Source organism: Streptomyces sp. NPDC107517 (assembly GCF_055582645.1).
In genome coordinates this window covers 397,070-424,065 of the sequence record NZ_JBVJPM010000001.1, presented here as the reverse complement: position 1 = coordinate 424,065, position 26,996 = coordinate 397,070, and the positions used below count along the sequence as shown (strand labels likewise).

Genomic DNA, 26,996 nt, shown 5'->3' with positions numbered 1-26,996 from the left:
AAGGCGGCATCCTGGAAAGGGCAGCCGGTCACCGGCCCCGGCGCTGCTTCTACAATCACCAGCACCGAACCGACCCGGAGGAACGCATGGCCACAGTCGAAGAGCCGACGCGACCCGCCGGACGGATCCGCGACGCCGCCCGCACCCGGGCCGAGATCCTCGACGTCGCCACCCAGGAGTTCGCCCGCGCCGGTTACACGGGCGCCCGCGTCGACGAGATCGCGGCCCGTACCCGCACCACGAAGCGGATGATCTACTACTACTTCGGCGGCAAGGAACAGCTGTTCACGGCGGTTCTGGAGCACGCGTACTCGGCGATCCGGCAGGCCGAGCAGGAGGTCGACGTCGACCACCTGGACCCGGTCGCGGCCATCCGCCGGCTCGCCGAGCTCACCTTCGACCACCACGAGGCGCACCCCGACTTCATCCGCCTCGTCTCGATCGAGAACATCCACGAGGCGGAGCACATCGCGGCCTCCGAACAGCTCGGCGCGCTCAACTCGCCCGCGATCGAGGTGATCCGCCGCATCCTCGACGCCGGACGCACATCGGGCCTGTTCACCGCCGACATCGACGCCGTCGACCTGCACGCGATGATCAGCTCGTTCTGCTTCTTCCGGGTCTCGAACCGGCACACGTTCGGCGCGCTCTTCGGCCGTGACCTGGTGGCGGAGGACCGGCGCGAGCACTACCGGACCATGCTCGGCGACATGGTCATCGCCTATCTGACGGCGGACCGCACCGAGGACTAGTCCGTACGGATCAGGCCGGATCGCGAGCCCGGCCCGATCCGTACGAGAGGCAATGGGAACGGGTGCCGGGAGGGCACCTCGTGCGGAAGTTTTCGCGGCCCACCTCTTGACACGCGGGTAACGCCAGCGCAACATCCGTAGCCATCCACTACTAACTACCCAGTGGGTTAATTAACCGCTCGCCCCTGCCCCAGGGCCGGAGAAAGACACCGCGACACCACCCCGCACCCCTCCGCTCGCTTCATCGCCGAAGCGTCCCCCTAGGAGTACGCCGTGACCGTCCCCTCCCCCGGCGCCGCCGCGCCGCCTCGCGCCCCCGAGGCCCAGCCGCGCAAGGCAGCGCTCGCGGCCTGGACCGGCAGCGCCCTGGAGTACTACGACTTCTTCATCTACGGCAGCGCCGCGGCCCTGATCTTCCCCAAGGTCTTCTTCGACGAGTCCGACCCCGCGAACGCGACGCTGCTCTCCCTCGCCACCTTCGGCGTCGCCTACGCCGCCCGTCCCGTCGGCGCGCTCTTCCTCGGCCACATCGGCGACCGGCTCGGCCGCAAGAAGATCATGGTCTTCACGCTGATCCTGATGGGCCTGTCCACCTTCCTCATCGGCTGCCTGCCGAGCCGCGCCCAGGTCGGCTCGCTCGCCCCCGTGCTGCTCGTGCTGTGCCGCGTGCTCCAGGGCATCTCCGCCGCGGGCGAGCAGGCCAGCGCCAGCTCGATGACACTGGAGCACGCGCCGCCGGGCCGACGCGGCTTCTTCACCAGTTTCACCCTCAGCGGCACGCAGGCGGGCCAGCTCATCGCCACCCTCGTCTTCATCCCGGTCGCGGCCCTGCCCGAGGACCAGCTGCTCTCGTGGGGCTGGCGCGTCCCGTTCTGGCTGAGCGTCGCCGTCGCCGTCGTCGGGTACGCGATCCGGCGCTCCCTGGAGGAGACCCCGGCCTTCGCCCGGCAGGCGGCTACGGAGGGCGTCGTGAAACTGCCGCTGGCCGTACTGCTGCGCGACCACTGGGCCGACGTCCTGCGCGTCGTCGCCGGATCCCTGATCGCCTCCGTGAGCACGATCTTCACCGTCTGGGCCCTGTCGTACGCGACGAGCGACTCGGTGGGCATGGACCGGACCGGGATGCTGTGGGTGGGCGCCCTCGCCAACGTGGCGGCCCTCGGCGCGATCCCGCTCTGGGCGAAGCTCTCGGACCGTATCGGCCGCAAGCCGGTCTACCTCGTGGGCGCCGTCGGCAGCGCCGTGCTCATGGCCTGCTATCTGTGGGCGATCTCCACGGGCTCGTACCCGCTGGTCCTCGTCCTCGGCATCCTCACCTTCGGCGTCGTGTACAGCGCGGCCAACGGTGTCTGGCCGTCCTTCTACGGCGAGATGTTCTCGACCCGCGTGCGGCTCTCCGGTGTGGCGATCGGTACGCAGATCGGCTTCGCGGTCGCCGGGTTCGCGGTGACGTTCGCGGCGCAGCTCGCGGGTCCGAACGGTGACGACTGGTCCACGGTCGCCCTGTTCACCGCGGCGCTCTGCGTACCGCCGGTCGTCGCGGCCCTCACCGCGCGCGAGACGCACCGGGTGCCCGCGGACCGGCTCGGCCTGCGCCAGGAGGCCGGGGACCCCGGCCGCGTACCCGCCGAGGTCTGACCCCGCAACCGCCGCACGACGGCCGAACTGCCCTGCGCCGCCCCGCACTTCACCACCGGAATTCATTGCGCGCCGAACCGGAGCCGGCGGCGGGGCCGCGCCGTAGGCTTGATCTCCCGGCCACAGATGGGGGATGGCATGCAGCGCTACGAACGGCTCCGGCAGATCCGGCGGCTCGACCCGGACCGGGACTGGCTGACGATCTACCGGCTGACCGCGACCTACGAATTCCCGTGGGACCTCACGCGGGCACTGGAGCTGGCGCTCTACCGCACCTATGCCGTGCCGAGCATCGGCCGACTGCTGGCCGAGACTGCGGAACTGACGGAGCGTTCGCAGAAGCGGTACGACGACACCTCGCTGCTGCTGGACACCGTCGTCGAGCACGGCTTCGACAGCATCCAGGGGCGCACGGCGATCCGCCGCATCAACCAGATGCACCGCAGCTACGACATCAGCAACGACGACATGCGCTACGTCCTGTGCACGTTCGTCGTCGTGCCCAGACGCTGGATCGACACCTACGGCTGGCGCCGCCTCTCACGCCACGAGGTGACCGCCTCGGCGCACTACTACCGCGCGCTGGGCCGGCACATGGGGATCCAGGACATCCCGGAGTCCTACGAGGAGTTCGAGACCTGCCTCGATACGTACGAGGCCGAGCACTTCGGCCGGGACGAGGCCGGACGACGGGTCTCGGACGCGACGCTCACGCTCATGGCATCGTGGTATCCGGGCGTCCTGGAACCGGTGCTGAAGAAGGCGACGGTCGCGCTGCTCGACGAGCCGCTCCTGCGCGCCTTCGACTACGAGCCACCGAGCCCCCTCACGCGCACGCTCGTCCGGAGCGCCGTCCGCCTGCGCGGCCGTGCGGTACGTCTGCTGCCGCCCCGCCGCGCACCGCACCAGGCGCGCCAGAACCGGGAGATCAAGGGCTATCCGAACGGCTACCAGGTCGGTGAGCTCGGCACGTTCCCGACGCCGGGCCTGCGCGGCTGCCCCGTCCCGCACGCGGCGCCGCCCGGCGAGGGTTCAGGGGATCACAGGCCGCCGCCGCGCACGACGTAACTGCACTGCGTGTACGAGTATCCCGGCCTGATCTCGCTTCCGGCGGCACGGTCGGAGACGGCCGCCGTCGTGTCCCCGCTGTGCTTGTGGAGGAAGTGATAACTCCCGGCGGGCAGCCTGATCGTGGCCTTCGGGTACTTCCTGTCCGCCTTGCAGGCCTTGCTCCTGCCGGCCGACTCGCTGGAATACATCGTGCACGAGCCGCAGGCGGCCAGCTTGACGCTGCCGGTGACGGGGCCCGTGTAGAGGACCTCGACGGGGCCGGGGCCGTCGTTGGTGACGACGAGCGTCATCCGTGCGCCGCCCGGACTCCCGGCGGGCGGAAGGCGGTCACCGGCGGCGGGACGCAGCCCGGCGATCTCCGCGGCGATGGCGATGTCCTCGGCCCTGGCCCTGTTCCTGCTGTTCTTGTACGTGTCCGCGAAGTCGGCCAGCGTCTTGCGGGCGTCACCGAACTTCTTGTCCTTGAACTCGTCGACGCCGCAGGCGTACACGCCCTTCTCGACGCCCTTGTCGACGTCGTCCGCCACGCCTGCTCCCGCACCGTCGGGGAGCGCGCCGGCGGTCTCGCCGATGCTGCGCAGTTCGTCCGTGGCCGTGCAGGGTTCGGCGCCGCCGAGGCCGCGGTCACGGGCGGCGACGGCGTCGCGCAGGGCGCCTGCGACCTGTCCCGCCTGCTCCGACTTCGGGAATGTACTCAGGAGTCGACCCAGTTCACCGCCTTCGGATCCGGCTGACTCGGTGCCGAGCCTGCCGGTGCCGCAGGCGTAGAGGGAGGCGGCGAGCGGCTTGTCGGGCCAGGTGGCGAGGGAGCCGAGCACGTCGCGGTCCATGCCCTTGCCGGGCACGGTCCGCAGATAGGTGAGCGGCTCGATCGCGTCGCAGTCCTTCTTGTCCGTGTACGGCTTGGCGACGGCCTTGTAGTAGGCGCCGAGCCGGTCGGGCACGAGCCCGGCGGCCTTGGATCCTGCGTGGTCGTGGGCGAGTTCGCGGTAGCGGGCGAGCGCGGTCGTGTAATCGCCCCGGCCCTCGGCGAACGAAGTCCGGGCGGCGGCCTTCGCGACGAGCGCGTCGGCGTCGAGGAGGCGGCCGAGCAGCATCTCCTCCACGGCGTCGTCGCGCGCGGCGTCGTACGCGACGACGCCTCCGGCGGGCACGGCGAGCAGCACGATCCCGAGAGCCGTCGCCACAACCGGGCTGCGCACTGGGGTGGTTGAGGCTCGCCGGGCCGCGTCCAGGGCGGCGACGAGCAGCAGGAGCCCGTATCCGACGAGCAGCCCGGCCGGTACGCCTTCAGGTTCGGCGGGGAGCGCGAGTACGAGCAGCGCGGCGGTGGCGGCGAGGCAGCCCGCGGCCAGGAGCCAGCGCCTCAGCAGGAGGTAACCGGCCCCCAGTCCACTGAGGTTGAGCAGGCCGGCGGCCACGGCCCGCACAGGATCGACCGGGGCCTTGGGTGCGTGGGCCACGGGCGGCGGTGGCGGAGGCGGCCCGAAGCTGGGCGCACAGGCGGGCGGGGGCGGTGCGGCCGGGTACGCCTGCGGCGGTGTGCGGCTCGGCAGTCGGGGTGCGGCCGGCCCTGACGCCGATCCCGTCGTGACGGGCGCCCCGGAGCCCGGAGGTCCGAAACCCGGCGCGGAACCCGGACCGGGGTCAGGGGCAGGGGCGCCGGGCGCCGGGCCGATCGGGCCCGTCTCCTGATCCGCCGCCGGCTCCCGCGTCACCGCATCCCGGGGAATCGAGTCCCCCGGCACCGCGTCCTGCGGCTCCCGCTCCTCTGATCCCGCCCTCGCGCGCCCGTCCCCCACACCCATCTCGGTCCCCCAACCGTCAGGCGTCGCGCCAGAGGGACACCATCCGCAACGGCGCACGCGCTGTCAATCGTGCGCGCACGCCACGGTAGGGCCCCGCTTTCCGGGCCACGAGGCGCATCAGCACGCCACCACCGGCATCTCCACAGGCCGGAGAGCTCTGCACAGCGTCTATACATCCCGTGTATACACGCTATGTATAGTCCTCGCATGCCTACCGCGAATCAGAAGATGAGGAAATCCAGGGCCGCGTTCCACGCCGCCGCCGCGCTCTTCACTGCCGGTGCCCTGGCCTTGGGCCTGAGCGGCTGCACGACGTACGACACGACCGCCCCGAGCGGGGCCAGGGCCGACAGGAGTCGCACCGACGCCAAGAACGCGCCGGCCTCGCTGGGGACCGTCGACTGCCGCAGGGCGAAGTGCGTGGCGCTCACGTTCGACGCGGGGCCGAGCGAGCACAGCGCGCGGCTGCTCGACATCCTGAAGGAGAGACACGTCCCCGCGACGTTCTTCCTGCTCGGCAAGAACCACATCGCGAAGTACCCGGAGCTGGTCACACGCATGGAGCGCGAGGGTCACGAGGTCGCGAGCCACACCTGGGACCACCAGATCCTCACCGACATCGACGACGCGCAGATACGGGAGGAGTTCGAGCGGCCGGACGACGCGATAGAGCGGCTGACGGGGAAGCGGCCGACCTTGATGCGGCCGCCGCAGGGCCGCACGAACAACCACGTCAGCGAGCTCGCCAGGAAGGAGGGGCTCGCCCAGATCCTGTGGAGCGTGACGGCGAAGGACTACACGACGAACGACTCGGCCCTGATCAGGAAGCGCGTCGTCGACCAGACGAAGCGCGACGGCATCATCCTGCTGCACGACATCTACCAGGGCACCGTGCCCGCGGTGCCCGGCATCATCGACGACCTCAAGGCGAAGGGCTACGTGTTCGTGACCGTGCCGCAACTCTTCGCGCCGGGGAAGGCCGAGCCGGGCAAGATCTACAGGCCCTGACCCGCCTCCCCCCGCATCAGCCGGGCCCCTACAGCGTGACCTTCAACTCGCCGTAGCCGAAGCCGATGAACGACTCCACGTGAGGAGCCGCGCCCTCGCTCGTGTCGAGGGCTAGGCCGGGGAAGCGCTCGAACAGAGCGGGCAGCGCGATCGCCGCTTCGAGCCGGGCGAGCGGCGCGCCGACGCAGTAGTGGACCCCGTACCCGAAGGCGAGGTGCTCCTTGTCGACGCGCGTGACGTCGAAGGATCCCGCGTCCTCGCCGTGGCGCAGCGGGTCGCGCCCGGCCGAGGCGTACGTCGCGAGGATCGCGTCGCCCTGCGGGATCCTGACGCCGTCGGGCAGCTCGATGTCCTCGACGGCGTACCGCAGCGGCAGGTTGGCGATCGAGGGGGCCCAGCGCAGGGTCTCCTCGATCACGTCGTTCCAGGGGATCTCACCCGCGAGGACGCGGGCCAGTTGGTCGGGGTGGCTGAGCAGAGCGTGCACGGCGTTGCCGATGAGGTTGACGGTCGTCTCGTGGCCGGCGCCGATGACGAGCAGCAGCGTGTCGATGAGCTCCTGCTCGGTGAGGCCCGAGCCGTCCTCGTCGTCCCGGGTGGTGATCAGGACGCTGGTGAGGTCGTCGGCGGGCGTCTCGCGCTTGAGGGTGACCAGGCCCCCGAGGAGCTCCTGCACCTCCTGCCAGATGGCCATGGCCTGTTCGGGGGTGACGGTGGTGTCCATGATGCCCGCGACGAGGCGCGCGGCGTCGGCCTGCCGTTCTCCGGGCAGCCCGAACAGTTCGCAGATGACCTGCATGGGCAGCGGGTGGGCGTACGCGGCCCGCAGGTCGACGCGGCCGTCGGGCGCCTCGGCCATCAGGTCGAGGAGGCCCACGGTGAGCTCCTCGATGCGGGGGCGCAGGCCGTCGGTGCGGCGCTTGGTGAACGCGGGCGAGATCAGCTTGCGCAGGCGCCGGTGGTTGCTGCCGTACGCGGTGAACATGTTGGTCACGCCCACCCACGAGTTGACCCAGGTCTCGCGGAACTCGCCGTTGATCCAGGCGGGCCAGTGCTGGTTGGGGTCCTTGGAGACGCGGTCGTCGGCGAGGAGCTGCTTGAGGATCGTGTACCGGGTCGGGGCCCAGGCGCGTATGCCGCCCGGGAGTTCGACGAGTGCGGCGGTGCCGCGCGTGCGCAGCAGGTCGGCCTCCGCGTGGAGGCCGCGTCCCGCGGGGTCGATGACGTGGGGGGCGTGTGCCATGGGGAGCTCCAGCCGGCGTGGGGGGGTTCATGATCAAATGGGCACAACAGATCGTAGGGTCTTAGGAGTTAGGAAGCACGCAGTTCCGGCGCGCGCCGGGCAGCGCCGCGAAGGGCGCCCGCGGTTCTAGGATCCGGGCGTGGCCTTCTTCCGCATCACCCGTGAATCGTCGCTTTCCGCCGCCGAGGCGTGGCGCCGCATGACGGACTGGGAGCGGCACGGGGACGTCGTCCCCCTCACCCGCGTCAGGCTCGCGACCCCGCCTCCGACCGGCGAGGGCACCGTCTTCGTGCCGCGGACCGGCGTCGGGCGCTACACCTTCGACGACCCCATGGAGGTCGTCGACTGGGCGCCCCCGTACGGCGACTCGGCCGGGCGGTGCCGCCTGGAGAAGCGCGGCACGTTCGTCACCGGCTGGGCCGAGATCGAGGTGGCTCCGTACGGCGCCGGGTCCCTCGTCGCGTGGCACGAGGAGATCCGGGTCCGCCCGCTCCCGCGCTGGTGCGACCCGCTGCTCGCGAGGGCGGGCCGCCTGATGTTCACGCGGGCGGTCAAGAAGCTCCTGCAGTACGGAGGTTGAGCCTCCGGATCATTCACCCTCTTCCGATGACGCGCCTGGCGCCCGCGAGGACCGCCGTCGCCAGGGTCCAGCCGGAGACCACGAGGAAGACGGCGACGGCCTTGCCCACGCCCTGCGGATCCCAGGAGCCGCGGTAGCCGAGGCTCGCCACGGGGATGAGCAGGTCGACGCTGTAGAGGACCGGGTCCCAGGCCCGCTGCCCGGAGCCGCCCACCGCGCGCGGCTCGTGGTGGGCGAACCACAGGGAGCCCGCGGCGGCCAGGGAGAGCAGCCACACGAGCGCCCGGCGCGGGGCGTAGCCGTAGCCGAACAGGAGGTCCTGGACCAGGCCCCAGGCACGCCCCGACAGCCGGTCGAGGCGGCGCACATGGCGCTCCCTCGCGTGCCGCACGGTGCGCGCGGACCGCTCGTCGCCCACGCTCTCGTAACTCGTCGCCAGCTGCTCGAAGGAGCCCGCGCCCGCGTTCGGGTCACGGGTCAGCCAGCCGATGCGGGCGCGGACGTCGACCGGTCCGGCGGTTTCCAGGCGCTTGTACGTGAAGCCCTCCAGGTTGAGCCGGCCCGGGGCGGCCCACGTGGCGGCCGAGTCCACGAGCACGTCGACGGCCGCGTCCTGGAGAACCACGGCGCCGGCCGGCGGTTCGCGCAGATCGAGACGGAGCCGTGGCGACCGGAGCCGGCTCAGAAGCAGGGCGCCCGCGGGCGCCTCGATGACACTGTCGTGGAACGTGACCACGCCCTCGATCACGGCGGCGCGCAGCAGCACCTGCCCGGCGCTGCGGAAGCCCCAGTCGGCGTAGAGGCCACGGCCGCAGGCGAGTCCGGTGCCGTCGAGGCCGCCCACGTCCGCACCGTTGAGGTTGAGGGCGTACGCGATCTGGGCGTCTCTCAGATACAGGGCGCCGGAGGCGGTGAGGCCGCGCGCGTGGACCGAGCCCGACACGTTCAGCCGGGGGGCGAGCAGGGACCAGGGGCCGGAGTCGGCGACCGTGAGCTCTTCGACGACGAGGTTGCCGTCTATGCGCGCGTCGGCCAGTTCCAGTACGGCCGACGTGGAGTCCTCCGGCAGGCGGCGCGGAACCCGCGGGCCGTCACCGGACGCGGCCGGGGCGGTCAGCGGCTGAGGTACGGGCGTTCCGCCGCCGAGCGTGGCTCCGGACAGCCGCAGGTCGCCGCCGACGGTGATCCGGTTCGCATGCATGGCGGGTGCTCGGGAACCCGACAAGTTCAGGGCGCCAATGGTGAGTTCGGCTAGTCGCAGCGGCTCGTCGAAGACGCAGTCGACCAGTTCGAGGACGGCGTCGACGCGGCAGCGGGACAGGTCGAGCCGCCCGCGCACGCGCAGCCCCTCGAATCTGAGCGGGCCACGGGTGCCGTCCTCGTGTCCGGTGACCTCCTCGCGCAGCCGGGCCGCGTCGACCGTGTCACCCCGCGCCGGGCGCCACCTCGGACGCCTGCTCCCCCTGAGACGTGCCATCGTCGCTCCCTCTTCGCTTCCTCCTCGCAGGAGATATCACGCGAGGGCGAACACGCGCGCGGTCCTTGCGGTGATACTGAATTGATGGACCGCTCCTCCCAGTTCGCGCCGTTCGGTACGCGCGCTGCCGCGCTGCTCGGACAGTGGCAGAAGCAGAACCACCGCCCGCTGACCGCCCTGGCCTGGCTCGACACCGGCGGCAGCGGTGCGTCCCTGGCGTCCGTGTTCGTCCGGGACAGCGATCCGGGGCGCACCAAGCGCCGGATGATCATCAAACTCTGTTCCCCGGACGGCGACTCCTCGATGGAACCGGGGCGGCTCGTCGCCGCGAGGCGCTCCCTGCCCAACGGCGATCTCTCGTTCCCGCGCGATCATCTCGTGGAGCAGCTCTACGATCCGATGCCGGTGGACGACGCCTGGCTGATGTTCCAGGGCTTCGCGGGCAACGACGAGACCATGGTGACGCTCAGCACGATCCTGCGGCAACGGCGCATGCCCGGCGTCGCCGCGCAGATCACGCGGTCCCTGCTGGCCGACTGGAATCCGGACGAGGACTCGGACGGGCAGATGTCCGCGGCCTCGTTCGTCTCCGAACTCCTCGACCGACGGCTCGAACCGGCGGAACCCCTGGCCGTCTGGGTCCGCGACGAACTGGGCCTCGACCTCGAAACCGCGTGGATCAGACTGGACCGCACGAACGCCACGCCGGTCCCCAACCCCGTATACCTGACGGGAAGTTGCCCGCTCGCGGCACGCACCGTCGACTACCCGATGCGCGGCCGGGCGCACGGCGATCTGCACCCCGGCAACATCATGGTGCCCAGGGAGCCCGACGCGGACATCGGCCGCTACGTCCTGATCGACCTGTCGCGCTTCGACGAGCGGGCGCTGCTCGCCCGTGACCCCGTGCATCTGCTGCTCTGCCTGGTGGCCGACTTCCTGCCGCACCTTTCCGACGACGCCCGCGCCGAGCTCCTCGACCTGCTCGTCGGCCGGGACACCCCGGGTCTGCTGATCCCGCAGGGTCTGGCCCGTACCGTCGACGAGATGCACAAGGCACCGGGCGGCTGGCTGCACCAGCGCACCATCTCAGGCCAGTGGACCGGTCAGTGGCTCCTGTCGATGCAGGCGTGCGCGCTGATGTTCACGGCCCGCGTCCGGTACGACGCGCGGGACCGGTGGTGGTTCTTCCGGCTCGCGGCGGAGGCGGCTGGCGCATATCTGGGGCCGGCCGAAGCGTACGGGCCGGGTGAGGTGACGTGTGTGCCGGGGCCACGGGCGGCCGAACCGAAGGTGGTGGTGCCCGAGGCGCCGAAGGTGCCGAAGCAGGTGAGGCCGCCCGAAGAGAAGCCCGAGGGGGCACGCGGTCCCGTACGTGTCCGCGCACCTGCCCCCGCACCCGTACAGGAGTCAGCCCCCGAGACTCCCCCGGAGGCGCTCCCGGACACGCTCCCGGCGCTCCTCCTGGACCTCGGCAACGCCTTCGGGACCGGGCTCGAAGAGCTCAGGCGGCAGGAGGCCGGGTCGGTCGTCGCCAAAACGCTCGGCTTTGTCAGGGAGCGGGCCCACCGAGGGCAGACCGATCTCTCGGCGCTGCTCGACGCCGCTGACGGCACCCTCGGCGAGGAGGACCGGTCGCGCCTGCACGAGGTCCGCGGGCACCTCGCCGGTGTCACCGAGGCGGCGGACGAACCGGGGTTCTCGTACCAGCAGCCGTTGTTCGTGCGGGACTTGGCCCATCGGGTCCTCGTCATGAGGATCGACCAGCTGCTCGTGTCCGCGCGAGCGGCGGCGCTCGGCCTTCGGGCCGGTCGGGCCGGTCGGCCCGGTAGGACCGATCAGGCCACGGACCCGATCGGGACGGAGGGTGCCCGCGCTCCGTCGGGGTGAATCGGCGTGTGGGCGCCGGTCAGCGCGACTCCACTGCCGCCGCGCCGGTTGGCGACGATCTCCGCGGCGATGGACAGGGCCGTCTCCTCGGGGGTGCGGGCGCCCAGGTCGAGGCCGATCGGCGAGCGCAGGCGCGCCAGTTCGAGTTCGGTGACGCCGACGTCGCGCAGGCGGTCGTTGCGGTCGAAGTGGGTGCGGCGAGAGCCCATGGCGCCGACGTAGGCGACGGGCAGGCGCAGCGCGAGCTGGAGGAGCGGGACGTCGAACTTGGCGTCGTGGGTGAGGACGCACAGGACGGTGCGTCCGTCCGTCCGCGTGCGCTCCAGGTACTTGTGGGGCCATTCCACGACGATGTCGTCGGCGTCGGGGAAGCGGGCCGGCGTGGCGAAGACGGGGCGCGCGTCGCACACCGTCACGTGGTAGCCGAGGAACTTGCCGATCCTGACGAGCGCCGCCGCGAAGTCGATGGCCCCGAAGACGATCATGCGCGGCGGGGGGACGGACGACTCGACGAGGAGGGTGAGGGGCTGCCCGCAGCGCGAGCCGCTCTCGCCGATCTCCACGGTGGCGGTGCGTCCGGCGTCGAGGAGCGCGCGGGCCTCGCCGGCCGCGGTGCGGTCCAGTTCGGGGTGTCCGCCGAGGCTGCCCTCGTAACCGCCTGTGAAGCCGCTCCCGGGGTCGCTGTCGGGGTCGCTGTCGTCGCGTACGAGGATGGCGCGGCCCATGAGTTCGGCCGGGCCCTGGGTGATGCGCGCGACCGCCGCCGCCCGGCCTCGGGCGGCGGCGGACAGCGCCGCCGCGAGCACCTCCCGTCCCGGGGTGTCCGCGCGAACCGGGGTGACCAGGATGTCGATGATCCCGCCGCAGGTGAGGCCCACGGCGAAGGCGTCGTCGTCGCTGTAACCGAAGCGTTCGAGGACGGTCTCGCCGTCCTGGAGCGCCTGTTGGCACAGTTCGTAGACGGCGCCCTCCACGCAGCCGCCGGAGACCGAGCCGATCGCTGTGCCGTCGCTGTCGACGGCGAGTGCGGCGCCCGGCTGCCGGGGCGCGCTCCCGCCGACGGCCACCACGGTGGCCACGGCGAAGTCGCGTCCCTGCTCGACCCACCGGTGCAGCTCTTCGGCGATGTCCAGCATCTCTAGGTCTCCTTGTCGGTTGCGTGGAGGGCGCGGGGCCCTCACGGGCCGGGCGTCAGTGGACGCCCAGCCATCCTTCGATCGGGTTGAGGGCGAAGTACACCAGGAAGATCACCGTGAGGCCCCACATGAAGGCCCCGATCTCCCGGGCCTTGCCCTGGGCGACCTTGATGGCGACCCAGGAGATGACGCCCGCGGCCACACCGGTGGTGATGGTGTACGTGAAGGGCATCAGGACCACGGTCAGGAAGACCGGGATCGCGGTGGCACGGTCCGCCCAGTCGACGTGCCGGGCGTTCATCATCATCATCGCGCCGATGACGACGAGCGCGGCGGAGGCGACCTCCTGGGGCACGATCGCGGTGAGCGGGGTGAAGAACAGACAGGCCGCGAAGAACAGGCCGGTCACGGCGGACGCGAGGCCGGTACGGGCTCCCTCGCCGACACCGGTCGCGGACTCGACGAACACGGTCTGACCCGAGCCGCCGGCGACACCGCCGATGGCGCCGCCCGCTCCGTCGATGAACAGGGCCTTGGACAGGCCCGGCATGCGGCCCTTGTCGTCGGCGAGCTTGGCCTCGGTGCCGACGCCGATGATGGTGGCCATCGCGTCGAAGAAGCCGGCGAGGACCAGGGTGAAGACGATCATGCCGACGGTCATCGCGCCGACCTTGCCCCAGCCGCCGAACTCGACATGGCCGAAGAGCGAGAAGTCGGGCGTCGAGACCGCGCTGCCGTGCAGCTCGGGGGCTCCGTTGGCCCACTGCTTGGGGTTGATCACGTCGAGCGCGTTGAGGATCATCGCGACGACGGTGCCGGTGACGATGCCGATCAGGATGGCACCGGGCGTGTTGCGGGCCTGGAGCATGAAGATCAGGAGCAGGGTGCCCGCGAAGAGCAGGACGGGCCAGCCGGTGAGTTCTCCGGTGGCGCCGAGCGTGAGCGGGGTGGCCTTGCCGACCTGTACGAAGCCGGACTTGTAGAGGCCGATCAGGGCGATGAAGAGGCCGATGCCCATCGTGATGCCGTGCTTGAGCGCGAGAGGAATCGCGTTCATGATCATTTCACGGAGGCCGGTGACGACCAGGAGCATGATCACCACGCCGTACATCACGCACATGCCCATGGCCTGCGGCCACGTCATCTCGGGGGCGACCTGCGAAGAGATCACACCTGAGACGGAGAGGCCGGCGGCGAGCGCGAGCGGCACCTTGCCGACGAAGCCCATGAGGAGCGTGGTGAACGCCGCGGCGAAGGCGGTGGCGGTGATGAGGGCCTTCTGGCCCATCACGTCGCCCGCCACGTCCTTGCCGGACAGGATCAGGGGGTTGAGCAGCAGGATGTACGCCATGGCCATGAAGGTCGTGACGCCGCCGCGCACCTCACGCGCGACCGTCGATCCTCGTTCGGATATGTGGAAGTACCGGTCGAGCCAAGACCTGCCGGCCGACGGACGCGAGCCTGCGCCCGCGTCTTCGGCGGTGGTCTTCGGCTCCAGAGACTGCTGGGTCATGGTGCCTACTCCCAAGGTTCACAGGGACACCCGCACAAACGTGGTTGGAGATTGCGGGATTTGGGATGGTGCGTGGGCTGCACGACCCGGGGGACGGCCCGAGACGAACGGGGTAATGCGCAGCTGTGCTGCGCAAGAAACCGTGCTGCTGGTGTTGGTGCTGGTGGTGCCTTTGGTACTGGTGGCGCTGGAAAGAACCGCGAGCGGTGCGGTACTTGAAGGCTCCGGACGGTGCGGGCTGGGAAGTGTGACGTTCCTGGGAGGCACGCACCGTCCGGAGAGCTCTGTCAGGCCGGGCCCGTTCCCGTGAGGTGCTCGGGGCGTACCGGGGTCCGGTCGAGCTCCAGGCCCGTCGCGTTGCGGATCGCCGCGAGGACGGCCGGCGTGGACGACAGGGTCGGAGCCTCACCGATGCCGCGCAGCCCGTACGGGGCGTGGTCGTCGGCGAGTTCGAGCACGTCGACAGGGATGGTCGGCGTGTCGAGAATCGTGGGGAGCAGATAGTCCGTGAAGGACGGGTTCCTGACCTTCGCGGTCTTGGGGTCGACGACGATCTCCTCCATCACCGCGATGCCCATGCCCTGGAGGGTGCCGCCCTGGATCTGCCCGACGACGGACAGCGGGTTGAGCGCCTTGCCGACGTCCTGGGCGCAGGCCAGCTCGATGACCTTGACCAGGCCGAGCTCGGTGTCGACCTCGACGACGGCGCGGTGCGCGGCGAACGAGTACTGCACGTGACCGTTGCCCTGGCCGGTGACCAGGTCGAAGGGGACGGTGGGCCGGTGGCGCCACTCCTCCTCCACCTCGACGACGTCGCCCTCCAGGACGTCGACGAGATCGGCGAGGACCTCGCCTCCGTCGGTGACGACCTTGCCGTCCTCCAGGAGGAGTTCGGCCGTCGCCCACGCCGGGTGGTAGGTGCCCTTCTTGCGGCGCCCGATCTCCAGGACCTTCTCGCGCACCAGCTCGCAGGCGTTCTTGACGGCGCCGCCGGTCACGTACGTCTGACGCGACGCGGACGTGGAGCCGGCCGAGCCGACCTGCGTGTCGGCGGGGTGGATGGTCACCTGCCCGACGCCCAGCTCGGTGCGGGCGATCTGCGCGTGGACGGTGATGCCGCCCTGGCCGACCTCCGCCATGGCGGTGTGCACGGTGGCGACGGCCTCGCCGTTGATGACCTCCATGCGCACCTTGGCCGTGGAGTAGTCGTCGAAGCCCTCGGAGAAGCCGACGTTCTTGATGCCGACCGCGTAACCCACACCCCGGACGACACCTTCGCCGTGCGTGGTGTTGGACAGACCGCCGGGCAGCTGGCGCACGTCGGAGCCCTCGCTGGACTCCCACTGGCGCTCCAACGGCAGCGGCATCGCCTGGACGCGGCGCAGCAGCTCGGCGACCGGGGCCGGCGAGTCGACCGGCTGGCCCGTCGGCAGGAGCGTGCCCTGTTCCATGGCGTTGAGCTGGCGGAACGCGACCCGGTCCATGCCCACCTTGTCGGCGAGCTTGTCCATCTGGGCCTCGTACGCGAAACACGCCTGGACCGCGCCGAAGCCGCGCATGGCGCCGCACGGCGGGTTGTTCGAGTAGAGCGCGATCGCCTCGATGTCCACGTCGTCGATCACGTACGGACCGACGGAGAGCGACGAGGCGTTGCCGACGACCGCCGGCGAGGCGGAGGCGTAGGCGCCGCCGTCGAGGACGATCTTGCACTTCATGTGCGTGAGCTTGCCGTCCTTGGTCGCCCCGTGCTCGTAGTAGAGCCGCGCGGGGTGGCGGTGGACGTGCCCGAAGAACGACTCGAAGCGGTTGTAGACGATCTTGACCGGCTTGCCCGTGCGCAGCGCCAGGAGGCAGGCGTGGATCTGCATCGACAGGTCCTCGCGGCCGCCGAAGGCGCCGCCGACGCCGGAGAGCGTCATGCGGACCTTGTCCTCGGGCAGACCGAGGACGGGGGCGATCTGCTGGAGGTCCGAGTGCAGCCACTGGGTGGCGACGTACAGGTCGACGCCGCCGTCCTCGGACGGCACGGCCAGACCCGACTCGGGGCCGAGGAACGCCTGGTCCTGCATGCCGAAGTAGTACTCGCCCTTGACGATGAAGTCGGCCCTCTCGGCGGCCTCTTCGGCGTTGCCGCGGACGATCGGCTGGCGGTGCACGATGTTCGGGTGCGGGACGTGGCCGATGTGGTGGTCGTCGCGGCCTTCGTGGACGAGGATCGCGTCCGGCGCGGTCGCGCTCGCCTCGTCGGTGATGACGGGGAGTTCGCGGTAGTCGACCTTGATCTTGGCGGCGGCGCGGCGCGCCGTCTCCGGGTGGTCGGCCGCCACGATGGCGACGGGCTCGCCGTGGTGGCGGACCTTGCCGTGGGCGAGGACCGGGGTGTCCTGGATCTCCAGGCCGTAGTTCTTCACGTCGGTCGGCAGGTCGTCGTACGTGAGTACCGCGTAGACGCCGGGAGTTGCGAGGGCCTCGCCCGTGTCGATGGAGAGGATCTCGGCGTGCGCGACCGGGGAGCGCAGGATCTGGCCCCACAGCATGTCCTCGTGCCACATGTCGGACGAGTACGCGAACTCGCCGGTGACCTTGAGGGTGCCGTCCGGGCGGAGCGTGGACTCGCCGATGCCGCCCTTGGTCTTGGAGCCCTGCGTGACGTTGAACGGGATGCCGGTGGTACGTGTGTCGGCCATGGCGTCAGGCTCCCTGGCTCGGAACAGTTGCGGACTGGCGCGCGGCGGCGAGCCGTACCGCGTCCATGATCTTCTCGTAGCCCGTGCAGCGGCACAGGTTGCCCGACAGGCCCTCGCGGATGTCCGCGTCGGACGGGTCCGGGTTGCGTTCGAGCATCTCGTCCGCGGCGACCAGGAGACCCGGTGTGCAGAAGCCGCACTGGACGGCGCCGGCGTCGATGAACGCCTGCTGGATCGGGGAGAGTTCATCGCCCTCGCCGGTCTGCGAGTCGCTCGGCTTGGACTGCCACTGCTGGGCGTCCTGGAGCGAGGTGCCCGCCTTGCCGGCCCGGCCGGCGTCGTCGCCGCAGGCGCCGCTCGCGCAGCCCTCGTGCTGCGCCCGCTGCCGGGCGAAGTCGGCGAGGCCCTCGACGGTGACGACGTCGCGGCCCTCGACCTGGCCGGCCGCGACCAGGCACGAACAGACCGGTACGCCGTCGAGACGGACGGTGCAGGAGCCGCACTCGCCCTGCTCGCAGGCGTTCTTGGAGCCGGGCAGCCCCATGCGCTCACGCAGGACGTACAGGAGGCTCTCGCCCTCCCACACGTCGTCGGCTTCCTGCTGACGGCCGTTGACCGTGAAATTGACGCGCATTACGCGACTCCCTCCGTGCTTGCGGCGGTGCCGCGGTAGGACTCCCAGGCCCACGTCAGGGTGCGGCGGGCCATGATGCCGACGGCGTGCCGGCGGTAGCTCGCGGTGCCCCGGACGTCGTCGATCGGGTTGCAGGCGGCCGAGCAGAGGTCCGCGAACTGCTTGGCGACCGAAGGGGTGATGATCTTGCCGTTGTCCCAGAAGCCGCCCTCTTCGAGCGCGGCGTTCAGGAACTCCTCAGCGGCCTTGGCGCGGACCGGGGTCGGCGCGGCGGAGCCGATGCCGGTGCGGACCGTACGGGTCTCGGGGTGCAGCGCCAGGCCGAAGGCGCACACGGCGATGACCATCGCGTTGCGGGTGCCGACCTTGGAGTACTGCTGCGGGCCGTCGGCCTTCTTGATGTGGACGGCCCGGATGAGCTCGTCGGCGGCGAGCGCGTTGCGCTTCACGCCGGTGTAGAACGCGTCGATCGGGATACGGCGCGAGCCGCGTACGGACTCCACCTCGACCTCGCAGTCGGCGGCGAGGAGCGCGGGGTGGGCGTCACCGGCGGGCGACGCGGTGCCGAGGTTGCCTCCGACGCCGCCGCGGTTGCGGATCTGCGGCGAGGCCACCGTGTGCGAGGCCAGGGCCAGGCCCGGCAGCTCGGCGCGCAGGTTCTCCATGATCTTGGTGTAGGGGACGGAGGCGCCGAGGCGGACGGTGTCCTGCCCGACCTCCCATTCGCCGAGCTCTCCGATGCGGTTCAGGTCAAGGAGGTACTCGGGGCGCCGGTGGTCGAAGTTGATCTCGACCATCACATCGGTGCCACCCGCGAGCGGCACAGCGGTGGGGTGCTCGGCCTTGGCGGCGAGCGCCTCCTCCCAGCTGGCGGGGCGAAGGAAGTCCATGAGCGGCTCTCTTCTTCGTTGATCTCGTGGTCGGTCGTTCGAACGGATCGAGCCACGGGATGTGCGGACCTCGAAGGCTCGTTCATGTGCTGTTTACGTGGAGTGGGCCCAGTACACAGCGCGGCACTCCGCCGTGGTCAGTCACGGAAACCATGAAGGAGTTGGCTGGCCAACCGGGACGTCTTGTAGATTCATATAAACGGCGGGCATCGGGAACCTCACCGCTTTCCCCTGGAAGCGCGGAACCACGCGCAACACGGGCACGGTGCCCGGGAAGCGGCCCCGGCCGCCTCACCGTCAGGCAAGCACAATCTTCGAGACAGATCGGCGGCAATGAGATGCGGCTGCGCGCCCTACTTGATACAGAGGCGCTGGGCCTCAGGCTGCTCGGCGGCGAGGACGAACTGGACCGCACCGTGCGCGGTGTGATGACCACGGACCTGCGGGACCCCAGCCGCTACCTCTCCGGCGGCGAGCTGGTCCTCACCGGGCTCGCGTGGCGCCGGGACGCGGCGGACTCCGAACCGTTCGTCCGCATCCTCGCGACGGCCGGTGTGGCCGCGCTCGCGGCCGGTGAGGCCGAGCTCGGGGACATCCCCGACGACATCGTCGAGGCATGCGCCCGCCACCGGCTCCCGCTGTTCGCGGTGAACGAGTCCGTCGCCTTCGCGACGGTCACCGAGCACGTCGTGCGCCAGGTCTCGGGCGAGCGGGCCGGCGACCTGGCCGCCGTCGTCGACCGGCACCGGCGCCTCATGACGTCCGGCCCCGCGGGCGGCGGCCCCGACGTGGTCCTCGACCTGCTCGGCACCGACCTCGACCTGCGCGCCTGGGTGCTCTCCCCCGCGGGCCGGGCCATCGCCGGGTCGAGCGCGGCGGGCCCCGAGCTGCCCGCCGGCGTCTGCGCCCGCCTCGCGGCCGAGCACCTGGCGGCCACCCGCACGGGGCGGCGCGGGCCGCACCGGGTGACGATCGAGGGGGGCGGCGCGAAGCGACTCGATGAGGGGCGGCGGCCGGGCGACGGGTCGGGGGGCACGACGTACTCGCTCTTCCCGATCCGCAGCGCGGGCCGCGGCGCGACGCCCGCCTCCCGTGACGTGCGCGAGACGGTCCTGTCCGACTGGCTGCTCGCCGTCGAGGCGGACGCGAGCGACTGGCCCGAGGAGCGGCTCGACCTGCTCCAGGGCGTGACCCAGCTGATCGCCGTCGAGCGCGACCGCCGCGACGCGGCGCGCACCGTGCGCCGCCGGCTCGCGCAGGAGGTCCTCGAACTGGTCCAGACGGGCGCCGCCCCCGCCGAGATCGCCGCACGCCTGCGCGTCGCCGCGCCCGTGCTGCTCCCCGGCCTCGGCGCCGCCCCGCACTGGCAGGTCATCGTGGCGAAGGTCGAGTGGGACGGCGGCGACATCGAGGGCGGCCCGGTCGCCCAGTCGCTCCTGGAGGAGATCCTCGTCGACCCCCTGTCGGCGGGGCCCGAGCCCTCCGACCGCATCGCCGTCGCCCACAACGGCGACGAGGCCATCGCCCTGGTGCCGCTGCCCGCCGTGCCGGACGAGCACGACGGGGTGCAGGCGGGGCTGCACGCGGACGCGCTCCTGGACTCCGTACGCGATCCGCTGACGGCGGGCCTCGCGGACGACGGACGGCTCACGCTGGGCGTCAGCGCCGCCGTGCACTCGGCGGAGGGGCTGCGCGGGGCCCTGGAGGAGGCACGGCACGCCCGCCGCGTCGCCGCGGCCCGTACGGGGCGCGTGTGCGCCGCGGGTCACCAGGAGCTGGCCTCGCACGTCCTGCTGCTGCCGTTCGTCCCGGACGACGTGCGCCGCGCCTTCACGGCCCGCCTCCTCGACCCGCTGCGCGACTACGACCGCAAGCACCGCGCCGAGCTCATTCCGACCCTGGAGGCGTTCCTCGACTGCGACGGTTCGTGGACGCGCTGCGCGAGCCGTCTGCACCTCCACGTCAACACGCTGCGCTACCGCGTCGGGCGGATCGAACAGCTCACCAACCGCGATCTCTCGCGGCTCGAGGACAAGCTGGACTTCTTCCTGGCCCTGCGTATGAGCTGAACTCGGGCCGCCCGAGGGGTGTTTCGAACCCCGTCCGCCACCCCATGCGATTGTGAAATCTTTCACCCACCCCCTTGGCCGAGTGCGCCCATCCGTGCTGAGATGCGCGCACGACAGCTCGGCTCAATGGTGTGCTCGGGGAGGGCAACGTGGCGCATACCGCCATGTCTGGTTCCGGAACGACTGCAGGGGACGATCCACTCCAGACCGCGGTATGGCGGCTGCGCTCACGCGCCTGCTGGACCGACGCGGCCGCGCTGCTCGAGCGGCTCGCCGCGACGGACGCGCGGGCCGCGCTCCAGCGGGCCGCTCTGCTCGGGGAGCGCTGCCTCTACACGGAGCAGGGCTGGGCAGCCGCGGAGGATGCGCTGCGCGCCGCGGAGGCACTGGCCCACGACGACGCCGAACGCGGCGCCGCGGCCTGCGAGCGCGGTCAACTCGCCTACTCCGCAACGCTGTTGGGGGTACGGGACCGGGCCGACGAGGCGCGCTCCGCGCTCGGCAGGGCCGCCGCCCTGCTCCCGCCCGGCGCCCCGGGACGCGCCCTGCTGGACTTCCGGCGCGGCCTGATGGCGGAGAACCTGTCCGACTCGCCGCAGGCGGCCAGGGCCGCGTACCGCAGGGCCCACGCGGGTGCGACGGCGCACCCCGATCCGCTGCTGCTGTCCTTCACCTGGCGCCATCTGGCCGGACTCGCCCTGCGCGAAGGCGAGTTGACGGAGGCGCGGCACGGTTTCGCCGAGTCGCTGCGCATCCGCGAGGAACTCGGCTACCTGATCGGCACGGCACCGGCGCTCGCTTCCCTCGCGGAGGCGGAACCCGACCCGGAGGCGGCGGCCCGCTTGCGTGCGGAGGCGTCCCGCCTGTTCCGCCTCCTCGGCGGCGTCCCCACCTGGCTGGCGGAGCACTTGCCGACGGCGGCCTGACGGTCAGGCGTGGACCGATGGCGGCGCCGTCAGTCCGCCGCCCCGGCGAAGTGCTCCCGCACCAGCGCCTGCACCACCGTGAGGTCCTGGGCCTCCAGGGCCGCGAGGAGTGCCATGTGTTCCGCGGCGTCGGCCAGCAGGTCGGCGCGGCGGGACAGCGGTCCGCCGCCGGGCAGCGGCCACTGCGAGCGGCGGTGCAGGTCGTCCGCGACCCGTACGAGCTGTTCGTTGCCGCCGAGGGCGAGCATCGCGCGGTGGAAGGCGCGGTCCGTCTCCGCGTAGTGCGCACGGTCGCCGCCGGCGGCCGCGACGGCCGTCGCGTCGGCGAGGGGCCGCAGCTCGGCCCAGCGCGCCACCGGCACCGTACGGGCGAGTCGCAGCACCACAGGCACCTCGATCAGGGCCCGCACCTCGGCCAGCTCGGCGAGCTCGCGGGCGCTGCGCTCGGTGACGCGGAAGCCGCGGTTCGGCACGACCTCGACGGCGCCTTCGCGGGCCAGCTGCTGCATCGCCTCACGGACGGGCGTCGCCGAGACACCGAGGCCGTCCCCGAGGGCGGGCGCGGAGTAGACCTCGCCGGGCACGAGGTCGCCGTCGACGAGCGCGGTGCGCAGCGCGTCGAGCACCTGCCCGCGCACGGAGGTCCGCTCGACGCGGGGCCGCGGCAGCGGCGTCTCGCTGTGAGTGTGCTCGCCCCGGGTCTGCTCGGGCACCTGGTGCCACTCGACGGTGCCCCGCCGCTCGGGAACGCCCGCGGGCAGCCCTGAGGCGGTGCTGTCGGCGCGCGTTCTGGCCTGCTCCACCCCGGTCCTCCCCGGTCGTCGGTATTCCGTGCGATTCGTCCAACGCAGAACCATAGGCCGCCCGGCCCTCAGTTCAAACCCCCGACAGTTCGGGTAAGGTAAGGCTTACCTGCAAACGATCGCGATTCGGTGGTCCCCTGCATGCCTTTTCCCGCATCGGTCCCCGTGGCCACCAGCGCGCTCACGCCCGCGTACACCCGGCTGACCGAGGTGTTCGCGGGTCTGCGGATCACGGAGCTCGCCGACACCGAGCAGCCCCCTCAGGGCGGCGGCTGGGTCGGCGCCGCCCGGCTCGCGGAGGGCGGACCCGCCCTGGACGCGTTCCTCGCGTGGGACAACGCGCAGGTGCTCAAGGACTACGGGCAGCAGGCCCGCCCGGACGTCGTGGCCAGCTTCGGCCTGCACCGCTACGCCTGGCCCGCCTGCCTGCTGGTCACGGTGCCGTGGTTCCTGGACCGCCGGGTCCCACGCTTCCCCGTGACGAATGTCGCCTTCCAGCGCACCCTGGGCCGCATGGCCGTACGCGTCACCGACTTCGCCTGCCTGCCGGGCGACCCGGCCGCCGCCCTGCCCGGCGCCCACGTCGTGCCGGACGAGGAGGCGCTGCGGGCCGAGGTGCGCGCGGCCGTCGCCGACCACCTCGGCCCGGTGCTCACCGGATTCGGGCCGCGGATGCGGCGCGGCCCGCGCGCCCTGTGGGGCATGGCGACCGACGAGATCGTCGAGGGCCTCTGGTGCATCGCCCATCTGCTCGGCGAGGAGCACCGCGCGATGCGGGAGCTCGAACTGCTGCTGCCCGGCACGACGAAGCCGTACGTCGGCAAGGCCGCGTTCCGTGAACTCACCGGCCCCGAGGGGCAGTCGCTGCCGACCCGCGACCGGGCGAGCTGCTGCCTCTTCTACACGCTGCGTCCCGAGGACACCTGCGTGACGTGCCCCCGCACCTGCGACGCGGACCGTGTGGCGAGGCTGAGCGCAACCGTCTGAGCGCGATGACGGAATCCCCTTCTCCGTGAACCACCCTTTCGGGTGACGCGATTCGAACTCAACTTCCCTCATCCTCAAGCGAGTTCGAGCGCATGCCCGCTTCTTACGCCCCCTCGCACTCCAATGGCGTTCTCTTGTCCCGAAACTCCTTGCGGGCCAGTGGCCTTGAGCCAATATGGCGGCCGAAAAGCCCTACCGCGACGCAAGGGACCCCAGATGAGACTGACCGACATATCGCTGGACTGGCTGCTTCCCGGCGCCGTGCTGCTCCTGGGCCTGCTGGCGGCGGTGGCGGTCCTCGCGCGCGGCAGGCGCGCCGGGGAGAAGGCGGCCGCATCGACCGAGGACTCGTGGGAGCGCAGCGAGGAACGCCGCAGGCGCAAGGAGGCCGTCTACGGCACCGCGTCCTACCTGCTCCTGTTCTGCTGCGCCGCCGTGGCCGCCGCGCTCTCCTTCCACGGGCTTGTCGGCTTCGGCCAGCAGAACCTGAACCTGTCCGGGGGCTGGGAGTACCTCGTCCCGTTCGGCCTCGACGGCGCGGCCATGTTCTGCTCCGTGCTGGCGGTGCGCGAGGCGAGCCACGGCGACGCGGCGCTCGGCTCCCGGATACTCGTGTGGACCTTCGCGGGCGCCGCCGCCTGGTTCAACTGGGTGCACGCGCCGCGCGGCATCAGCCACGCGGGCGCCCCGCACTTCTTCGCCGGCATGTCCCTGTCCGCCGCGGTCCTCTTCGACCGCGCGCTGAAGCAGACGCGCCGCGCGGCCCTGCGTGAACAGGGCCTGGTGCCGAGGCCGTTGCCGCAGATCCGGATCGTGCGGTGGCTGCGCGCCCCCCGCGAGACGTACGGCGCCTGGTCGCTGATGCTGCTCGAAGGGGTGCGCACCCTGGACGAGGCGGTGGAGGAGGTGCGCGAGGACAAGCGCGAGAAGGAGCAGAACCGGCTGCGCAGGCGCGAGCACGAGAAGCTGGAGCGGGCTCAGCTCAAGGCGATCAGCCGGGGCCACCGCGCGCTCGGCGGGCGCGGAGGGCGCCAGGTGGACGTGCAGGCCGCCGTCTCCGCGGGGGCCGGCGCGGGGCAGGTCGGCGCGGATCCTGCCATATCGGAGGACTCGCCGCCCTCACCGCAGGAACAGCTCCCGCTGCGCGCGCGTCCCTCCCTCCAGGCCGTCAAGAGCGGCCATGAAGCCGGCAAGCCCGTCACGGTCGACCTCACGGCGGAGGACGACACCCAGGCCCTGCCGCGGCTCGACTCACTGGAGCAGAAGCTCAAGGACCTCGAGCAGCAATTCGGCTAGGGCCTTTCGTTCGGATCAGGCCGGACCAGGCCCCCGCGAGCCCGGCGTGATCCGGACGAGAGACCCTACGGCCTGGCGTCCGAAGGGAGTAAGGCCCGGCGGGCGTGCCGTTGGGGGCGGTGGTCCCGCGGTGTCACGCGGGACCGCCGTCCAGTTCGAACCAGACCACCTTGCCCACTCCCAGGGCCCGTACGCCCCAGGCGTCCGCGAGGGACTGCACCAGGACGAGACCCCGGCCGTTCGTACCGTCGTCGGCGACCGGTGCGCGCAGCCTCGGCCTGCGCCCCACGAAGTCCCTGACCTCCACCCGGAGCCGCTTGGGCCCTACGGTGGCCGTCAGGACGGCGTCGTGGTCGGTATGCACCAGGGCGTTCGTCACCAGTTCGCTGGTGAGCAGCTCCGCGGTCTGCGACCTCTCCGGCGGGCCCCACTCCTCGAGGAGTTCCCGCAGTGCGCGCCTCGCCTCGGGAACCGCCCGCAGGTCCGACCGCCCCAGCGTCCGCCTGAGCTTCGCGCCGCCGTCCGTCGTGCCCTCTGCCGCCGCCCCGTCGCCGCCCGGCGCTTCCTCCGTCGGGGAGCGTCCGGCCACCGTGGTGGGACCTCGCCTTCGTACCAGCCGTTTCATGACCCCCGCCCGCACGCCGATGACCTTGCCCCTTCTCCTGCGACCACGCTCGAACGCGTACATGGGAATGCATGCCCCGCACGCATGTCCGCACTCCTGTGGATTCATCCACCAACGAACTCGTGGCCCGGCAGGCGCCGGCAGGGCGGCACATGCCGGCTACGGACGCGGCACGTTGCGGATGTTGGAGCGGGCCATCTGCACCATGCGGCCGACGCCGCCGTCCAGGACGATCTTGGAAGCGGAGAGCGCGAAGCCCGTCACCATCTCGGCGCTGATCCTCGGCGGGATCGACAGGGCGTTGGGGTCGGTGACGATGTCGACGAGGGCGGGGCCCTTGTGCCTGAAGGCGTCCTTGAGCGCCCCGGCGAGCTGCTTCGGCTTCTCGACACGCACCCCGTACGCGCCGCACGCGCGCGCGACGGCAGCGAAGTCAGGGTTCTTGTTCGTCGTCCCGTACGACGGGAGCCCCGCCACGAGCATCTCCAACTCGACCATGGAGAGGGACGAGTTGTCGAAGAGGACGACCTTGACCGGCAGGTCGTGCTGGACGAGGGTCAGGAAGTCGCCCATCAGCATGGAGAACCCGCCGTCGCCCGACATCGAGACGACCTGACGGTTCCGGTCGACGAACTGGGCGCCGATCGCCATCGGCAGCGCGTTGGCCATGGAGCCGTGCGAGAACGAACCGATCACCCGGCGGCGCCCGTTGGGCGAGATGTAGCGCGCCGCCCACACGTTGCACATGCCGGTGTCGACCGTGAACACCGCGTCTTCGGCGGCGAGTTCGTCCAGTACGGAGGCGACGTACTCGGGGTGGATCGGGACGTGCTTCTCGACCTTCTTGGTGTACGCCTTGATGACACCTTCGAGCGTGTCCGCGTGCTTCTTCAGCATCTTGTCGAGGAAGCGCCGGTTCGTCTTCGGCTGCACGCGCGGGGTCAGACAGCGCAGCGTCTCGCGTACGTCGCCCCACACGGCGAGGTCCAGCTTCGAGCGCCGGCCGAGGTGCTCGGGCCTGACATCGACCTGGACGATCTTCACGTCCTTCTGCGGCAGGAACGCGTTGTACGGGAAGTCCGTGCCGAGCAGGATCAGCAGATCGCACTCGTGCGTCGCCTCGTACGCGGCGCCGTACCCGAGGAGCCCGCTCATCCCGACGTCGAACGGGTTGTCGTACTGAATCCATTCCTTGCCGCGCAGGGCGTGCCCGACGGGCGACTTGACCTTCTCGGCGAACTCCATGACCTCGGCGTGCGCGCCCGCGGTGCCGCTGCCGCAGAAGAGGGTGACCTTGGCGGCCTCGTCGATCATCTCGACGAGCCGGTCGATCTCCGTGTCACCCGGGCGGATGGTCGGCCGGGACGTGACGATCGCCGTCTCGATGGACTTCTCGGGGGCGGGCCGGTCGGCGATGTCGCCGGGCAGCGTGACGACGCTGACGCCCGACTGGCCGACCGCGTGCTGGATCGCCGTCTGCAGGACGCGCGGCATCTGCTGCGGGCTGGAGATCATCTCGCTGTAGTGCGAGCACTCCTGGAAGAGCCGGTCGGGGTGGGTCTCCTGGAAGTAGCCGAGGCCGATCTCGCTCGACGGGATGTGCGAGGCGAGGGCCAGGACCGGGGCCATGGAGCGGTGGGCGTCGTAGAGCCCGTTGATGAGGTGCAGATTGCCGGGGCCGCAGGAGCCGGCGCAGGACGTCAGCTTCCCCGTGATCTGTGCCTCCGCCCCGGCGGCGAACGCCGCGGTCTCCTCGTGCCGTACGTGGATCCAGTCGATCGCGGAGTTGCGGCGGATCGCGTCGACGACCGGGTTCAGGCTGTCACCGACGACGCCGTACATGCGCTTGACGCCCGCCCGGACGAGGATGTCGACGAACTGCTCGGCGACGTTCTGCTTGGCCATGACTCACGCGCCCCTTCACGAACCGGGTACCGAGGACACTCCTTTCCCCATGAATTCA

At 71.4% G+C, this 26,996-nt stretch carries 21 protein-coding genes; 10 read left to right on the top strand and 11 right to left on the bottom strand.

Annotated features, from left to right (window positions below):
• Nucleotides 1–86 precede the first annotated feature (86 nt).
• From ACZ67T_RS01770 to ACZ67T_RS01760, 3 genes are all read left to right on the top strand, one after another.
• Nucleotides 87–752: a TetR family transcriptional regulator gene (locus ACZ67T_RS01770; protein WP_469980995.1), complete on the top strand. Its 666-nt coding sequence runs from the start codon at nucleotides 87–89 to the stop codon at nucleotides 750–752.
• A gap of 273 nt (nucleotides 753–1,025) precedes the next feature.
• Entirely contained in the window at nucleotides 1,026–2,390 is a 1,365-nt protein-coding gene (locus ACZ67T_RS01765) for an MFS transporter (RefSeq protein ID WP_469980993.1), read from the top strand.
• A gap of 138 nt (nucleotides 2,391–2,528) precedes the next feature.
• Nucleotides 2,529–3,458 carry an oxygenase MpaB family protein gene (locus tag ACZ67T_RS01760; RefSeq protein WP_469980992.1) on the top strand — a complete coding sequence of 310 codons (930 nt, stop codon included), beginning with the start codon at nucleotides 2,529–2,531 and terminating at the stop codon, nucleotides 3,456–3,458.
• Here the strand turns inward: ACZ67T_RS01760 and ACZ67T_RS01755 are convergent.
• Nucleotides 3,431–4,924 carry a hypothetical protein gene (locus ACZ67T_RS01755; RefSeq protein WP_469980991.1) on the bottom strand — a complete coding sequence of 498 codons (1,494 nt, stop codon included), beginning with the start codon at nucleotides 4,922–4,924 and terminating at the stop codon, nucleotides 3,431–3,433. The two genes, ACZ67T_RS01760 and ACZ67T_RS01755, sit on opposite strands and share 28 nt — an antisense overlap.
• A gap of 573 nt (nucleotides 4,925–5,497) precedes the next feature.
• Here ACZ67T_RS01755 and ACZ67T_RS01750 point away from each other — a divergent pair.
• Complete coding sequence (locus ACZ67T_RS01750; RefSeq protein ID WP_469981358.1) at nucleotides 5,498–6,277, top strand: polysaccharide deacetylase family protein; 780 nt, start codon at nucleotides 5,498–5,500, stop codon at nucleotides 6,275–6,277.
• A gap of 28 nt (nucleotides 6,278–6,305) precedes the next feature.
• Here the strand turns inward: ACZ67T_RS01750 and ACZ67T_RS01745 are convergent, their stop codons facing one another.
• Complete coding sequence (locus ACZ67T_RS01745; RefSeq protein ID WP_469980989.1) at nucleotides 6,306–7,520, bottom strand: cytochrome P450 family protein; 1,215 nt, start codon at nucleotides 7,518–7,520, stop codon at nucleotides 6,306–6,308.
• A 139-nt stretch (nucleotides 7,521–7,659) separates the two neighbouring features.
• Here ACZ67T_RS01745 and ACZ67T_RS01740 point away from each other — a divergent pair, with 139 nt between their 5' ends.
• Complete coding sequence (locus ACZ67T_RS01740) at nucleotides 7,660–8,100, top strand: SRPBCC family protein (RefSeq protein WP_469980987.1); 441 nt, start codon at nucleotides 7,660–7,662, stop codon at nucleotides 8,098–8,100.
• 13 nt (nucleotides 8,101–8,113) lie between these two features.
• On the opposite strand, the gene ACZ67T_RS01735 is transcribed toward ACZ67T_RS01740, so the two are convergent.
• Nucleotides 8,114–9,577 (bottom strand): hypothetical protein, encoded by a 1,464-nt coding sequence (locus ACZ67T_RS01735; protein WP_469980985.1) that lies wholly within the window; start codon nucleotides 9,575–9,577, stop codon nucleotides 8,114–8,116.
• 84 nt (nucleotides 9,578–9,661) lie between these two features.
• On the opposite strand from ACZ67T_RS01735, the gene ACZ67T_RS01730 reads away from it, so the two are divergent.
• Nucleotides 9,662–11,467, top strand: coding sequence for a protein kinase family protein (locus ACZ67T_RS01730; protein WP_469980984.1), 1,806 nt, complete (start codon nucleotides 9,662–9,664; stop codon nucleotides 11,465–11,467).
• Here ACZ67T_RS01730 and ACZ67T_RS01725 read toward each other — a convergent pair.
• The 5 genes from ACZ67T_RS01725 to ACZ67T_RS01705 all read right to left on the bottom strand — a co-directional run bounded on the left by ACZ67T_RS01725 (nucleotide 11,416) and on the right by ACZ67T_RS01705 (nucleotide 18,327).
• Nucleotides 11,416–12,603 carry an XdhC family protein gene (locus tag ACZ67T_RS01725; protein WP_469980982.1) on the bottom strand — a complete coding sequence of 396 codons (1,188 nt, stop codon included), beginning with the start codon at nucleotides 12,601–12,603 and terminating at the stop codon, nucleotides 11,416–11,418. The genes ACZ67T_RS01730 and ACZ67T_RS01725 overlap by 52 nt on opposite strands.
• Nucleotides 12,604–12,658: 55 nt before the next feature.
• Complete coding sequence (locus ACZ67T_RS01720; protein WP_469980980.1) at nucleotides 12,659–14,116, bottom strand: NCS2 family permease; 1,458 nt, start codon at nucleotides 14,114–14,116, stop codon at nucleotides 12,659–12,661.
• Between the two features lie 287 nt (nucleotides 14,117–14,403).
• Nucleotides 14,404–16,803 (bottom strand): xanthine dehydrogenase family protein molybdopterin-binding subunit, encoded by a 2,400-nt coding sequence (locus ACZ67T_RS01715; RefSeq protein WP_469980979.1) that lies wholly within the window; start codon nucleotides 16,801–16,803, stop codon nucleotides 14,404–14,406.
• A gap of 4 nt (nucleotides 16,804–16,807) precedes the next feature.
• A complete protein-coding gene (locus tag ACZ67T_RS01710) occupies nucleotides 16,808–17,437 on the bottom strand; it encodes a (2Fe-2S)-binding protein (protein ID WP_469980977.1) in 630 nt (209 codons plus the stop codon).
• Entirely contained in the window at nucleotides 17,437–18,327 is an 891-nt protein-coding gene (locus ACZ67T_RS01705; RefSeq protein ID WP_469980975.1) for an FAD binding domain-containing protein, read from the bottom strand. Before ACZ67T_RS01705 ends, ACZ67T_RS01710 begins: the two co-directional genes overlap by 1 nt.
• 338 nt (nucleotides 18,328–18,665) lie before the next feature.
• On the opposite strand from ACZ67T_RS01705, the gene ACZ67T_RS01700 reads away from it, so the two are divergent.
• Nucleotides 18,666–20,396, top strand: coding sequence for a PucR family transcriptional regulator (locus tag ACZ67T_RS01700; protein ID WP_469980973.1), 1,731 nt, complete (start codon nucleotides 18,666–18,668; stop codon nucleotides 20,394–20,396).
• 164 nt (nucleotides 20,397–20,560) lie between these two features.
• Entirely contained in the window at nucleotides 20,561–21,322 is a 762-nt protein-coding gene (locus ACZ67T_RS01695) for a hypothetical protein (RefSeq protein ID WP_469980971.1), read from the top strand.
• A 29-nt stretch (nucleotides 21,323–21,351) separates the two neighbouring features.
• Here the strand turns inward: ACZ67T_RS01695 and ACZ67T_RS01690 are convergent, their stop codons facing one another.
• Nucleotides 21,352–22,125 carry a GntR family transcriptional regulator gene (locus ACZ67T_RS01690; RefSeq protein WP_469980969.1) on the bottom strand — a complete coding sequence of 258 codons (774 nt, stop codon included), beginning with the start codon at nucleotides 22,123–22,125 and terminating at the stop codon, nucleotides 21,352–21,354.
• Nucleotides 22,126–22,266: 141 nt separating this feature from the next.
• Between ACZ67T_RS01690 and ACZ67T_RS01685 the strand changes: the two genes are divergently transcribed.
• Together ACZ67T_RS01685 and ACZ67T_RS01680 are read left to right on the top strand one after the other, a co-directional pair.
• Complete coding sequence (locus ACZ67T_RS01685) at nucleotides 22,267–23,112, top strand: (2Fe-2S)-binding protein (RefSeq protein ID WP_469980967.1); 846 nt, start codon at nucleotides 22,267–22,269, stop codon at nucleotides 23,110–23,112.
• Between the two features lie 216 nt (nucleotides 23,113–23,328).
• Nucleotides 23,329–24,408: a DUF2637 domain-containing protein gene (locus tag ACZ67T_RS01680; protein WP_469980965.1), complete on the top strand. Its 1,080-nt coding sequence runs from the start codon at nucleotides 23,329–23,331 to the stop codon at nucleotides 24,406–24,408.
• 133 nt (nucleotides 24,409–24,541) lie between these two features.
• Here the strand turns inward: ACZ67T_RS01680 and ACZ67T_RS01675 are convergent, their stop codons facing one another.
• Both ACZ67T_RS01675 and ACZ67T_RS01670 read right to left on the bottom strand, forming a co-directional pair.
• Nucleotides 24,542–25,033, bottom strand: a complete 492-nt coding sequence (locus ACZ67T_RS01675) for an ATP-binding protein (protein ID WP_469980963.1) — start codon at nucleotides 25,031–25,033, stop codon at nucleotides 24,542–24,544.
• Nucleotides 25,034–25,192: 159 nt separating this feature from the next.
• The gene (locus tag ACZ67T_RS01670) at nucleotides 25,193–26,938 is read right to left on the bottom strand and encodes a pyruvate dehydrogenase (protein ID WP_469980962.1); all 1,746 of its coding nucleotides are present in this window, start codon (nucleotides 26,936–26,938) and stop codon (nucleotides 25,193–25,195) included.
• Nucleotides 26,939–26,996 lie beyond the last annotated feature (58 nt).